The sequence below is a fragment of the Microbacterium sp. AK031 genome (assembly GCF_024807145.1).
Lineage (GTDB): Bacteria > Actinomycetota > Actinomycetes > Actinomycetales > Microbacteriaceae > Microbacterium.
The window spans coordinates 252,047-265,619 of sequence record NZ_JANUCA010000003.1; the positions used below are offsets into that span (position 1 = coordinate 252,047).

The window sequence follows — 13,573 nt, forward strand, 5'->3', positions numbered from 1 at the left end:
GAGCAGCTGGTGGCAGTGAGTGTGCGCGAGGTCGCCGCCGCCGCCGGCGTGTCCGTCGGAACGGTGTCGAACGTCCTCAATCGGCGTGACAAGGTTGCCGCGGACACCGTCGAACGCGTACTCGCCGTCATCGACGACCTCGGCTTCGTCCGCAACGATGCCGCCAGGCAGCTGCGCGCAGGGCGGAGCCGGAGCATCGGCCTCGTCGTGCCCGATGCGGGCAACCCGTTCTTCGCGGATGTCGCTCGTGGTGCCGAGGTGAGGGCCGAAGAGGAACGGCTTTCTGTGCTTCTCGGCAACAGCGATGAGGATCCGTCCCGCGAGAATCGCTATCTCGAGTTGTTCCGCGAGCAGCGTGTGAACGGTGTGCTGATCAGCCCGGCATCCGATGTGCTCGACAAGCTCGACAAGGTGCAGAGTGCCGGCATCCCGGTGGTGCTCGTCGACCACGAGTTGCCGGGGAGTGCGTTCTGCTCGGTGTCGGTGGACGACGTCGAGGGCGGATACCTCGCCGTGCGGCACCTGATCGACATCGGTCGCCGTCGGATCGCCTTCATCGGGGGACCGTCATCGATCGCGCAGGTCGCGAACCGACTGCGGGGGGCACGGCGCGCCGTCGAGGAGACGCCGGATGCGACGCTGGAGTTGATCGAGATGCCCGCGCTCACGGTGCTGAACGGTCGCGCTGCCGGAGAGGAGATCGTCGGACGCACGGTTCGGCCAGAGGCGATCTTCGCGGCCAACGACCTGTTGGCGGTGGGCCTGCTGCAGGCGTTTTCCATGTTCAGTACGGTGCGGGTGCCGGAAGACATCGCGATTGTCGGCTACGACGACATCGACTTCGCATCGGCCACGGTCGTGCCGCTGAGTTCGATCCGTCAGCCGGCACGGCTCATCGGGCACACGGCGGTGGACCTGCTGCTGCGCTTCATCGACGACCCGGACGGCGATTACGAGCGCAACGTGCGCTTCCGCCCCGAGTTGGTCATCCGGGCGTCTACAGACGGCTGAAGCGCCTCCCAAGTCTCAGCGAGGGTGCGCATGCTAGGCTTGGCCTAGAATTCATAGCTGAATGGATATGCAACGTGGCTTTCTCGAATGAATCGGATCACGGCGCGCTGGTGCTCGGCACCTCGTCTCTCGGTGCGCGAGGCCTGGATGAAGCGGCGCTGGAGACGGCGCGAGCGCTGATCGGCAGCGGTCTGCGCATCGACACCTCCAACGCCTATGCCGGCGGTCGATCGGAGCAGATTCTCGGGCTCGCGCTGGCGACGCTCGAGTCCGCCGAGCGAGATGCCGCGGCATCCCGGGTCATCACCAAGGTCGACCGGGATCCCGACACCGGCGTCTTCGATGCGAGCCGAGTTCGTCGCTCGTGCGAGGAGAGCCTTGAGCGACTCGGAGTGGACCACATCTCCATGCTCCACCTGCACGACCCGTACACGGTGACGGTGGATGAGGCGTTCGGTCCGGGCGGCGCGGTGGAGGGACTGGTGCAGCTGAAGCAGGAGGGGATCGTCGATGCCATCGGCATCGCGGCCGGCCCCGTGCCCCTGGTCCGCCGCTACGTCGACAGCGGCGCATTCGATGCGGTGCTCTGCCACAACAGGTTCACGCTCGTCGATCGCAGCGCTTCGGATCTGTTCGCTGCGGCGAAGGATCTCGGCATGACTGTCTTCAACGCTGCCCCCTTCGGCGGAGATCTGCTCGTGCGTGGTCCGCGGCCGGACGCGCGTTACGACTATCGCCCGATCGGAGACGCGTTGCGGCTGTGGACTGCGGGGTTCTTCCGCGTGTGCACCTCGTATGACATCAGCGCTGCGGCTGCAGCGCTGCGGCCCTCGACCACTTCGCCGCTCGTCGATCACACCGTGGTCGGCGTCTCGTCCCCACAGCGCATCGCCGAACTGCTGGCGGCTCACTCGGAGAACATTCCTGATGCTCTTTGGTCGGCGATCGATGCCCTCGGCCCCGTGCCGTCCCCGATCGACGACACCGAATACGAAGGCGCCTGATGACCGACCGCTACTGGGAGAGCACACGTCCCGGCGCCGGCCGCCGCGCTCCGCGCGCGTACGCCGTGAACGACGCGCCCGTCCTCAGCCTGAACGGCACGTGGCGCTTCCGATTGAGCCCGACTGCCGCCGGCTCCGGTGAAGACTTCACGCGAGCTGATTTCGATGACACAGCCTGGGATCCGATGCGCGTGCCCTCGCACTGGGTGCTGGAGGAGTTCACGCCGCTCGCGGGCGGCGAACGTCGTTCCATGCTCGGCACGGCCGAAGGGCCGCTCTACACGAACACCGCCTATCCGATCCCGCTCGACCCGCCGCATGTCTCCGACGCGAACCCCACCGGCGACTACCGGCTCGTCTTCGACGTGCCTGCGGGTTTCGGCGATGGCGTGCTGCGATTCCAGGGCGTCGATTCGTGCGCCAAAGTCTGGTTGAACGGCGAAGAGCTGGGCTGGTCGATGGGGAGCAGGCTTCCGTTCGAGTTCGACGCACCGGTGCGGCCGGGGCGCAACGTTCTGGCGGTGCGCGTGCACCGATGGTCGACGGGCACCTACCTCGAGGACCAGGACATGTGGTGGTTGCCGGGCATCTTCCGCGATGTGGAGCTCCTGGCTCGCGCGGAGAACGCGATCGACGACCACTTCGTGCACGCCGACTACGACCATCTGACCGGGCTCGGCACGCTGCGGGTGGATGCGACGGCACCCGCGCTGGTGGAGATCCCCGAGCTCGGAATTTCGATCGGGACGGGCGAGACGGTCACCGTCGCGGTTGAGCCGTGGAGCGCCGAGTCCCCGCGTCTGTACCGCGGCACGCTGCGCGCTGCCGGTGACGCCGCAGAGACAGTGGAGTTGGCCGTCGGCTTCCGACGTGTGGCGATCATCGACGGGGTCTTCACCGTCAACGGTCGGCCAGTGACCTTCCGCGGTGTGAATCGCCACGAGCACGACCCGCATCGCGGGCGCACTCTCGATATCGACACGATGCGCGAGGACCTCGTCCTCATGAAGCGCGCGAACATCGACGCTGTGCGCACGAGCCACTACCCGCCGCATCCGGAGTTCCTCCGCCTGTGCGACGAGCTGGGAATGTGGGTCGTCCTCGAGAACGACCTCGAGACGCACGGATTCATATACGAGGGGTGGGAGCACAACCCGCCCGCCCTACCGGAGTGGCAGGACACGATCCTCGATCGTCTGCAGCGCACGGTGGAGCGCGACAAGAACCATCCGAGCATCGTCGTGTGGTCGCTGGCCAACGAGAGCATGACCGGTGATGCGTTCGGTGCGATGCGGCGTTGGCTGGACACCCGTGACCCGTCTCGGCCCGTGCTGTACGAGCGCGATCCCAGCTTCAAGGATTCCGACTTCTACTCCCTGATGTACCCGTCGCTCGAGCTGCTGGAACTGATCGGACGTCGGGAGGAGCCCCGCAGCGGCACGTTGAGCATGCACGGCATGATCTTCGATCCCGACACGGATGCCGACGATGCGCCGGACCCTGTGGACGAACGCCGACGCGGGCTGCCATTCCTGCTCGTCGAATACGCGCATGCCATGGGCAACGGCCCTGGCTCGCTGTCGGATTACTGGCGCATCATGCGCGATTACGACCGCATCTGCGGCGGCTTCGTCTGGGAGTGGATCGATCACGGGTTCGCGGCGACGACGGCCGACGGCATCCCGTACATCATGCACGGCCAGGACGTCGACTACGAGCCGAACGGCGGACGGTTCAGCCTGCACGGACTCGTCTTCGCCGACCGCACGCCGACGCCGGCGCTCGCCCAGCTCGCGAAGGCGTATGAGCCCCTCAGGATTGAGGTCGCGGGTGACGCGATCACGATACGCAATGACCGCCACAGCGCCGACACCTCGGATCTGGAGTTCATCTGGACGCTGCGGAGCGGCGTGGCGACTCTGCGCGACGACCTGCTGGAGATCGCTCCGCTCACCGCCGGCAGCTCGGTGATCGTGCCGCTTCCGGCGGCCGTTGCGCGTTCCGCTGGCGACGCCGCACGGGTGTTCACGGTGCAGGCGCGCCTGCGCGAAGCGACCACCTGGGCTCCAGCCGGCCACATCGTGGCGTGGGGAGAAGCGGAGCGGGCTCCGGCGCAGGTGCCGACGCCCGTCATAGCGCAGGGAGCGGGCGAGCGCGTTGACAGCGGCGACGTGCACCTCGGCGACGCAGTCTTCGACGGAGCGACCGGGCGGCTGCTGAGCCTCGCAGGTATGAAGGTCGACGGTCCCTGGGTGGATCTGCACCGAGCACCCACCGAGAACGACCACGGGCAGGGCGATAACAACAACATCGCCAAGGTCTGGCAGCAGACCGGCATGAACCGGATGGAGCACCGGACAGATGCGGTGCGCTCAGGCGATGGATGGCTCGAGGCCACCGGACGCACCGCCCCTCGGACGCATCCGCACGGTGTCGCCTGGACGATGCTCTGGCAGCAGGACGACGACGGCCTGGAGCTCACCGTCACCGCGGATTTCGTCGGCCCGTGGGCGGACACGCCGTATATGCATCGCGACATCTGGGTGCCTCGCCTGGGGCTGCTGTTCGCGCTCCCCGGCGAATACGCCGATGTCGCGTGGCAGGGGCGCGGTCCGGGGGAGACATACGTCGATTCCTGGGAGGGGTCGCCGCTCGGCCGGTACGTCGAGTCGATCGACGGGCTGCAGGTGGACTATCCGGTGCCGCAGGAGAACGGCAACCACATCGACACGAGCCTGCTCACCGTCCGCGGTGACGGCGTCCCGGAGCTGCGCGTCGAAGGTCGCGAGGTCTTCGATTTCACGGCACGGCGATGGACTTCGCATGATCTCGAGCGCGCCGCGCATCCGCACGAGCTCGTCGACTCCGGCCGGGTCTGGCTGAACATCGACCATCGCCAGCTCGGGCTCGGGTCGGCATCGGTCGGACCGGCCACCCCTGAGCGCTATCGGATCTCGCGGGAGACGACGACCTGGCGGGTGCGGATCTCTGCCGGGTGACACCGCTGCCGCGCGCTGAGCCTGTCGACGCGTGCGCCCTCGAGGCTCATGCGTCGAGGGCGCGGACGTTCTCGAACAGGTCGTCTGCGCCGACCTGACCACCTTTGAGGAGCAGCTCGAGCCCGTCGATCCCCGTCGCGTCGGATGCTGCGCGCAGCAGCACCACGTTGCTCACGGGATTCGCGACGATCGCCAGCGAAGACACACCGAGCATCCGGGTCACGCGGCCGGAGGTGTCGCCGCCGGCGACGATGATCCGTCGCGTGAGGTCGGTCACTGCGCTGATGACGTCCGCACCCGCCGCGGCGATGCGCTCCAGCGTGTCCGGTCCGCCGGGAGCGTCATCTGAGGTGAGGACGACACTGCGTCCCTGCGCGAGCTTATCCCGCACGGACGCGATCTGCGCCGGCGCATCGGTGAAATCGAGCGGCGCGACCAGCCAGCCGGCTGCCGCTGCTTGCTCGATCTGCCGACGTGTCTGAGCCGACCGGCTTCCTGAGACAGCGAGAACGGGGCCGTGAGCCGGTGTGCCGGCGGGGAGCGCGACCGCATCCCCCGGTTCGGCCGCGCCGATACCCCAACTCAGTCCGCCGGAGCCGATCGCGAAGACCGGGGAGTCGAGCGCGAGCACCGCGCGGCCCACGGCTGCGGCATCCGCGTTGTCGACGGCGTCGAGGACGACCGCCGCTGCGGGAGACGAGACCAGTCGTGTGACGAGATCGTCGAAGCGCAGACGCGAGATCGCCCCGATGGGCAACGTCGTCTGCTCGGCGAGATGCCGAGCGAGGTCGGATTCGCCCATCGGAGTCGACGGATGCGACGACATCGTCGGCTGGCGGTCGAGTCGGTGCACGATGCCGTTCTCGGCCGCGAAGTGGTGACCGAAGACAGTGAAGCGACCGAAGTCGGGCTGTGCGAACAATATTGGCACCGGCCGAGCACCGATGATCTCGCGACCGATCTCGATGACCCGGCCGATGCTTCCGATCGTCGGAGACGAATCCGCCGTGGAGCAGGCCTTGTACTGGATGATCTGCGGTGCGAGGGCGCGCAGCGCCTCGAGAGCGGGGCGCAGCTCCTCGTCGATGCGGTCGGTCGGCAGCGAGCGGGCGATCCCGGCGATGCCGACGACGTCATGCTCAGCCGCAGCCGCGCGCAGCTCGGCGTCATCGGGCAGCCCGACGAAGAGGCGCCCGGTCCATCCATGCCTGGCGAACTGGAGCAGCACGTCGACGCTTCCGGTGAAGTCGTCGCCGTAGTACCCGACGCGGAGCGCGGCTGACTCAGACACGTGCGGGCCCGAAGAGCTCGACCGCGCGTCGAAGCGCCGCAGACTCGTCGAGCGCGGTGTGGAGGCTTTCGCCGCGCTCCGCTGAGGCCCAGGCCGCGCGCATGCTCTCGACGCCTGCGGCAGCGCCATCCGGATGGCCGTGGATTCCTCCGCCGGCGAGCACGAGCACGTCACTCGTGCCGACGGCCGCGTAGGTGGCATGGGCGAGCCCGCCCCACTGGCCGCTGGAGAGCACCGGAACCGTCGGCGTGATTCCGAGCAGCGGCTCGCGGACCGCAGAGATCGAATCGAGCACTTCAGCGTCCGTCTCGTAGAACTTGTTGCTGATGCCGTTGGTGTGCAGGTGGTCCGTTCCGCTCAGCCGTGCGATCTTCTGCCATGCTCGGAACCCTATCCCGACCTGATCGGAGCGCATGATGCCGCCGAGCATCGTTCGGTGTCCATGGATGGGTACCTCCGTGTGGCGGTTGAGGAACTCGATGCCGGCGAACCCGACGAGGTTCACACAGGCCATGACGCAGGTGCCCCCGGCGGCGACGACGAGATCGTGGTTCGCCTCGAGGCGTCCGATGTCGTCGGTGATGTTGAAGGCGTACATCGGCATTACGCCGGTGCGGTCGGCGTGGCGCTGCAGCACCGGCATCACGGCGTTCACACGTGCTTCCAATGGAGCGTGCGGGCCGTTGGCCTGCAGCTCGTCATCCTTGATGAAATCGACGCCGGCTGCAGCCAGCTCGCCGACGAGCTCGCCCAGTTGGTCGGGTGTGAGGCCGATGCTGGGTTTGACGATCGTGCCGATCATCGCCCCTTCGCGGCGACCCATCAGACGTCGGCTGCCCTCGACGCCGAACTTCGGCCCGCTGTAGCGCTCGGCGAAAGCAGGCGGAAGATCGAGGTCGACGAGCTTGATCGCGGCGAGCTCCTTGATCTCGAAGAGGTTGCCGGCCACCGCCGCCATCAGGTTCGGCAGCGAGGGGCCGAAGTTCGCCAGCGGGAAGCGGAGTCGCAGGACGGCGCGGCGTCTCAGGCTGGGATCGCCCACGGTACCGGGCAGCGGCGACGCGCCCGTCAGCGGGATCTCGTCCAAACTCTCCACCTGCGCGGCGAACTGCCGTCGTACATCGTCGGACTCCCGCTCGACCCTGACGAAGGTGCCGGTCGACTGCTCGCCGGCGAGCACCTCCGCAGCCTGTCGAAGCGGCAGAGAGGTCTCGATGATGTAGGTCGCGACGACATGCGCCGCGCTCACCGCCATCACCAGACCACCGGAAGCCAGACCGACATCTCCGAGGCGCCGCGGTTCCCCCAGGTGAAATAAGGGATCAACCGGACCGGCACCGATCGGAGCGCGGCGTCCTCGATATCGGCATAGAGGGCGTCTTCCTGGGAATCCGGAAGCACGGCGAGCTGAGTCGCCAGCATCGTCACAGAGACCCCGGCGACCTCTTCGGTCGAGACCTCGAACGACGCGCCGCGACGGAGCGCCGCCTGCTCGAGCATGACGCCCTCAGGAAGGTCGGTGCTCTCCAGCGCGTACACGACCGGTCCCCGGCGGACCGCGACCTGATTCGTGATCTCCTCGGCCAGACGGTGACCGCGGAGGACGCGGACGGGCATCGGGAGCGTGAGGGTGATGACGTCGCCGACGACCCACTCGCGTTCGACGCGAGTGTAGCTGCCGGGTTCAGAGACCGCTTGCGCCTGCCCGTTGACCGCAAGCGTGGCATCCGAGGACCACCCCGGGATGCGCAGATGAATCGGCAGCCCGCCGTCGGACGCGCCGGTCACCGTGAATGTGATGCGCTCGTTCCAGGGGTAGTCGCTGTCTTCGCGAAGGCTGAGGATGCCGTCGCCGAGCGCGAGCTCGCTCCCGCCGTACTGGTGCACGAACACGCCGTCGGGGGAGACGGATGCCGCTCGCTCGTGGAAGCGCGCGAGGGTGCGCGCGATGTTGGGCGGGCAGCAGAAGCAACTGAGGTAGCGTTCCCGCAGTCGTTCGTCGGACGGCGGCGGTGTAGGTGTCGGATGCAGGGCCGTGTCGCCGGGTCGGCGCAGCGGGAAGGGGAGGTCGCGGACCTGCCGCAGGGGATTCGTGTAGAAGTACGCGCCGCCGTCCAGACTGATGCTGGCCAGGAGGCTGTTGTAGGAGATCTGCTCGATCACGTCCGCGTAGCGGGCGTCACCGGTGAGCGACAGCATCCGCTCGCTCCACAGGATCATGCCGATGTTGGCGCAGGATTCGTTGTGCGCGGTGGTGTTCGGCAGTTGGAAGGACCTGCCGTATGCCTGATGGACACGACTGATGTCGCCCTGCCAGGGGGAACCGTCCGGAGAAGCGCCGTCGTAGAGTGCGCCGCACCCACCGGTGACATAGAGCTTGGTGTCAACGACGTCGTTCCACAGGCCTTCGAGGACATTCAGCAGCTCCTCGTCACCGTTCTCCGCGACGAGGTCTGCCAAACCCGCATACAGATAGTTCGCACGCACGGCGTGTCCTGCGGCGACCTTCTGCTCGCGCACCGGAAGGCGGTCCTGGTTGTCGTCACCGCCGTCGAAGTCGTCGCGGACGCGAAGGAACGCCTCGGCGAGCTCAAGATACTGCGGGTCGTCGGTCGCGCGGTACAGCTCGATGACGGCCATGTAGTGCGAAGGGCAGATCGCGCTGCGCGCAAGCTCGAGCGGTTTGTCAGTCGCCAGCATCTCCAAGAACGACGCTGCCCGTCTGGCGACGTCGAGCAGCGTGGTGCTTCCAGTGACTGCGTGATGCCTGACACCCATCGTGATGAGGTGGCCGAGGTTGTAGGTCTCGAAGTTGAAGCGATCCGCGAGAGCCACGGCCTGCTCGGCGTGCAACGCCTGGATCAATACCGGAGTGTGCAGATAGCCGTCATCGCGCTGCACTGACGCGATCAGCGTGGCGAGCTCTTCGATCCGTTCAGCCAGGGCGGGATCGGCCGTCACCTCGAGCTGGGCGATGGCCGCTTCCAGCCACTTGTAGAAGTCCCCGTCCATGAACGGCGGACCCTCGTGCTCTCCATCGTCGAGGCCGGCCGCTATGCGGAAGTTCCGAAGCCCTGGACTCACGGCCTCGTCGCTGAGAGAAGCCCAGATCGTCGGAACCGTCGAAGCGAACGTGCGTTCTTGAACAGCGCCCCAGAAGCCGCTCGACCAGCGCGCGCCGGCGGCATCGACGGGATGGAGCAGTGCATGGGGAGACGTGATCGTCATTGAGCAGTACCTGATTCGTAGCGGGCGTGGAACAGCAGTATGTCACGTTTCGGTGACCAAGTGAATATAATTTCAGTACTGATTGTTGACACGGGCGCCCATTCTCCGTAACGTTTCCCCCACACCCGCACAGCACGAATCGTCGTCAAGGAGGACGCATCAATGAAGTCCCGCCGCACACCCAGGGCTCTGCTCGCATCGGGGTTCGCCCTGCTCACCGTCGCGTCACTCGTGGCGTGCTCCTCCGGATCGGCGGATGCCGGTGGCGACGCAGGATCCGACCCCGAGAGCTTCACGGTCCTCAGCGCCAACGAGAACCAGACCATGCCTGATGTGCTCAACACACTCGCCGCCGGCGCCTGCAAAGCCGAGAACGAGGCACTCCCGCTCGAACACGAGACGGTCGCACAGGCCGACGTCGTGCAGAAGGTCACGCTCCTCGCGAGCCAGGATTCCTTGCCATCGCACTTCATCGGCGGCACCCAGATGGTGCGTCCGGACGGCGACCTCGGCACTGCCGGTCTCGTCCTCGACTACGAGGACGCACTGACCGACCTCGGCGTCTGGGAGCAGGTGCTGCCGGCCGCCGCTTCGACCATCGAGAACGTCTACGGACAGATGGTCTCGCTGCCCTATCAGTACAACCTCGAGGGCATCTTCTACAACAAGCAGATCTTCGCCGAGGTCGGCATTGGGGAGCCGCAGACCTTCGACGAGCTGCTCGACGCCAACGACAAGCTCATCGCTGCGGGATTCACCCCGATGGCGGAGGCGGGTGCGGCGGCATGGCCAGTCACACGACTGATCGGGATGTACGCGTACCGTCTTGCCGGTCCCGACGCCATGTCGGCGATCCAGGACGGCGACGCGAAGCTCACCGACCCCGAGTACGTCGAAGCAGCTCAGGCGGTCGCCGATCTGGCCGCCGACGGCGCATTCGGAGAGGGGTTCATCTCCATGGACCCGGCTGCCGCCACCAACGCATTCCTCACAGGCAAGGCCGCCATGAAGTACGACGGGACCTGGCTGCTCAGCAACATCAACAGCGAGGACGAGAACAAGATCGGCGCCGACAACATCGGTTTCATGCCCTTCCCGGCCGTCGAAGGCGGCGAAGGCTCGATCGACCAGTGGCCGGCCAACGCCGGAACCGCGTTCGCGATGACACCGAAGACGTACGGGCCGAAGACGGCCGACTGGCTCAAGTGCATCGCAGAGAACTACGGTTCGCAGGCGCTGTCGGATGCCGGTGTGATCTCCGGCTTCAAGGTCGACGGCGAGGTCGCCGATCTCCCCGCTCCCACCAAGATGATCCAGGAGAAGGTCGCCGAGGTCGAGGAGACCGTGCTCTGGTTCGAGGCGCTGATGGACGGGAAGTCCACCAGCCTCGCCCAGTCGAACATGTCGCTGCTCGTCTCCGGTCAGCTGAGCGCCGAGGACTACATGGCTCAGCTTCAGCAGAGCATCGACGAGAACAGCTGACGCCCTCGTCCAGACTGGACAATGATCCCTCGGCCCGGGTCTGCACCCGCACTGGTTCGCGACAGTACGTGCAGACCCGGGCCGTCACCCGTCACGAAAGCCCGCCATGAAACGAGTCTTCGGTGATCGCAAGACGATCATCATCCTGCTCGCGCCCACGCTGATCCTGTACGTGCTGCTCAAGCTCGTGCCGGTCGCCTGGTCGCTCGGGCTCTCCTTCTTCGAGGGCAACACCCTCCGTGGATTCGAGTTCGTCGGCATCGACAACTTCGCGAAGTTCTTCCAGGACCCGGCCGGCATCCAATCCCTCTGGGTCAGCATCACCTTCGCGGTGCTCGCGACCGTGGGGCAGATCGTCTTCGGCTATCTCCTCGCGCTGCTGTACGTGTTCGTGCTCCGCAAGGGCTCGGCGTTCCTGCGCACGGCCGTGTTCTTCCCCATGGTCCTGCCCACCGTCGCGGTCGCTCTGCTGTTCAAGAGCTTCGTTGCCGTCGGCGACAACCAGGGTCCGGTGAACGACCTGCTGAACTTCTTCGGTCTGGGCAGCGTCGAGTTCCTCGCGACCACAGTCGGCACGATGAGCATCGCCCTCGTGATGACGTGGTGGAGTTCGATGGGCTTCTACGCGGTACTGCTCTACACCGGACTTCTCGACATCCCGGACGAGGTCATCGAGTCCGCGCGCATCGACGGTGCCAACGGACTCCGGCTGGTGCGGCACATCGTGCTGCCGCTGTCGCTGCCGATCCTCATCTCATCGATCATCTTCAGTTTCAACTCCACGCTCAAGGTGTTCGACAGCCTGCTCGCCCTCAACGGTGGCGGGCCGGGAACCACCACGGCGCCGCTGACTCTCTACATGTACCGAACAGCTTTCGAGTACACCGAGTACGGCTACGGCAGCACGATCGCCGTGGTGCTGACACTGCTCTGCCTGGTGTTCACGCTCGCGGTGTTCCGCTCGTCCACCAAGAAGTCGACGGAGGTCTGAGATGACTGAGACACAGACCCTTCTGCACGCCGACATCTCCCGCAAGGCGGCGCCTCCCGCGCGGCGGCAGCTCAACCGCCGCGCGTCGCGCATCGCCCGCCGAATCCCCGTCTGGGTGATCGTGACCGTGCTGCTCGTGGTCGTGCTGTATCCACAGCTGTGGGTCGTGCTCGGCTCGTTCAAGAGCCAGACCGAGTTCCTCTCCAATCCCACCTGGGCGCTGCCGGAGGCGCTCAACTTCGACAACTACATTCAGGCGCTGACCCGCGGCAACGTCGCGGTGAACTACCGCAACAGTCTTCTGGTCACACTGCCGTCGGTCGCGTTGATCGTCCTGCTCGGCGTCGCCGCCGGCTACGCACTCGAGGTGATGATCTGGAAGGGCCGCCATGCGACCCTGCTGCTGATCCTCGCCGGCATCATGGTGCCCGGTCAGATGCTGCTCGTGCCGCTGTTCACGGTGTATTTCAAGATCGGTCTGACCAACTCCTTGTGGCCGCTGATCATCACCTATGTCGTGATGGGCCTGCCGCTGACGACGTTCCTCATGGCGACGTACTTCCGCTCCGTGCCGCGCGAGGTCTTCGAGGCGGCGACCGTGGACGGATGCGGTCCACTGCGTTCCTTCTTCGTCATCGGTCTGCCGCTGATGAAGAACGCCATTCTCACGGTGGCGCTCGTGCAGTTCTTCAGCGTCTGGAACGACCTTCTCATCGCGCTGACGTTCACATCGAAGCAGGACCTCGCGACCATCCAGGTCGGTCTGCTGAGCATGAACGACGAATACGGCTCCACGCAGTACGGGCCGCTGTTCGCCGCGATCAGCATCAACATCGTGGCACTGTTGATCGTGTTCGTGTTCCTCAACAAGAAGATCATGGCCGGTCTCGCGGCCGGCTCGGTGAAGGGCTGATCCATGACTCGCATCGCATTCCTGCACACCGGAGCCGTCGTGATCCCTCCCGTGATGGAACTCGCCGGACGCCTGCTGCCTGATGCGGCGACGGTGAACTACCTCGACGACAAGGTCGTCGCCGACCTCGGAGATTCGACCCTCGCGGCGAGCGTGGACGAGCGGCTCGAAGATCTCGTTCGGGCCGCCCGGTCTGCGGGGGCGGATGCGGTGATGCTCACATGCTCGTCGATCTCCGGCTACGCGTCCGCACTGTCAGAGCGTGTCGGTATCCCGGTGCTGCGCATCGACGAGGCCATGGCAGATCAGGCCGTGGCGGCCGGCGACCGGATCGCGGTCATCGCCACACTGCCGACGACTCTCGCACCCACGATCGCGCTCATCGAGGAACGCGCTGAGCGCGCCGGAGCGTCGCCGACGATCACGAGCGAGGTCGTGGAGGGGGCGTTCGCCGCCGTCGCCTCCGGCGACCGTTCCGCTCACGATGAGCTCGTCGCCGCGGCGATCACACGACTCGCGGCAGATGCGGACGTCGTCGTGCTGGCGCAAGCCTCGATGGCCAGTGCCGCGAACGCAGTCACGGTCGAGGTGCCGGTGCTGACGAGCCTTGAGCCCGGTATCACGCGTCTGCGCGACACTCTCGCTGCTGTCTAG

General features: G+C 66.4%; 10 protein-coding genes. 7 read left to right on the top strand and 3 right to left on the bottom strand.

Features of this window, described 5'->3' with window-relative positions:
- Nucleotides 1–9 precede the first annotated feature (9 nt).
- The 3 genes from HDC95_RS09200 to HDC95_RS09210 all read left to right on the top strand — a co-directional run bounded on the left by HDC95_RS09200 (nt 10) and on the right by HDC95_RS09210 (nt 5,014).
- Nucleotides 10–1,011 (top strand): LacI family DNA-binding transcriptional regulator, encoded by a 1,002-nt coding sequence (locus tag HDC95_RS09200; protein WP_259063106.1) that lies wholly within the window; start codon nt 10–12, stop codon nt 1,009–1,011.
- A gap of 74 nt (nt 1,012–1,085) precedes the next feature.
- On the top strand, nt 1,086–2,015 hold the full coding sequence (locus tag HDC95_RS09205; RefSeq protein ID WP_259063108.1) for an aldo/keto reductase: 930 nt from the start codon (nt 1,086–1,088) through the stop codon (nt 2,013–2,015).
- The gene (locus HDC95_RS09210) at nt 2,015–5,014 is read left to right on the top strand and encodes a glycoside hydrolase family 2 TIM barrel-domain containing protein (RefSeq protein WP_259063110.1); all 3,000 of its coding nucleotides are present in this window, start codon (nt 2,015–2,017) and stop codon (nt 5,012–5,014) included. Before HDC95_RS09205 ends, HDC95_RS09210 begins: the two co-directional genes overlap by 1 nt.
- A 46-nt stretch (nt 5,015–5,060) precedes the next feature.
- Here HDC95_RS09210 and HDC95_RS09215 read toward each other — a convergent pair whose 3' ends face one another.
- Genes HDC95_RS09215 through HDC95_RS09225 form a run of 3 tightly spaced genes read right to left on the bottom strand, consistent with a single transcriptional unit; the run spans nt 5,061 to nt 9,533 of the window.
- Nucleotides 5,061–6,305 (bottom strand): four-carbon acid sugar kinase family protein, encoded by a 1,245-nt coding sequence (locus HDC95_RS09215; RefSeq protein ID WP_259063111.1) that lies wholly within the window; start codon nt 6,303–6,305, stop codon nt 5,061–5,063.
- Complete coding sequence (locus HDC95_RS09220) at nt 6,298–7,554, bottom strand: RuBisCO large subunit C-terminal-like domain-containing protein (RefSeq protein ID WP_259063113.1); 1,257 nt, start codon at nt 7,552–7,554, stop codon at nt 6,298–6,300. Before HDC95_RS09220 ends, HDC95_RS09215 begins: the two co-directional genes overlap by 8 nt.
- A 5-nt stretch (nt 7,555–7,559) precedes the next feature.
- Nucleotides 7,560–9,533 carry a glycoside hydrolase family 127 protein gene (locus HDC95_RS09225; RefSeq protein ID WP_259063114.1) on the bottom strand — a complete coding sequence of 658 codons (1,974 nt, stop codon included), beginning with the start codon at nt 9,531–9,533 and terminating at the stop codon, nt 7,560–7,562.
- A 162-nt stretch (nt 9,534–9,695) separates the two neighbouring features.
- Between HDC95_RS09225 and HDC95_RS09230 the strand changes: the two genes are divergently transcribed.
- The 4 genes from HDC95_RS09230 (at nt 9,696) to HDC95_RS09245 (ending at nt 13,573) form a co-directional block, all read left to right on the top strand.
- Complete coding sequence (locus tag HDC95_RS09230) at nt 9,696–11,015, top strand: ABC transporter substrate-binding protein (RefSeq protein WP_259063115.1); 1,320 nt, start codon at nt 9,696–9,698, stop codon at nt 11,013–11,015.
- A gap of 106 nt (nt 11,016–11,121) precedes the next feature.
- The gene (locus tag HDC95_RS09235) at nt 11,122–12,006 is read left to right on the top strand and encodes a carbohydrate ABC transporter permease (protein ID WP_259063116.1); all 885 of its coding nucleotides are present in this window, start codon (nt 11,122–11,124) and stop codon (nt 12,004–12,006) included.
- A gap of 1 nt (nt 12,007) precedes the next feature.
- Nucleotides 12,008–12,919 (top strand): carbohydrate ABC transporter permease, encoded by a 912-nt coding sequence (locus tag HDC95_RS09240; RefSeq protein ID WP_259063117.1) that lies wholly within the window; start codon nt 12,008–12,010, stop codon nt 12,917–12,919.
- Nucleotides 12,920–12,922: 3 nt separating this feature from the next.
- The gene (locus HDC95_RS09245) at nt 12,923–13,573 is read left to right on the top strand and encodes an aspartate/glutamate racemase family protein (RefSeq protein ID WP_259063118.1); all 651 of its coding nucleotides are present in this window, start codon (nt 12,923–12,925) and stop codon (nt 13,571–13,573) included.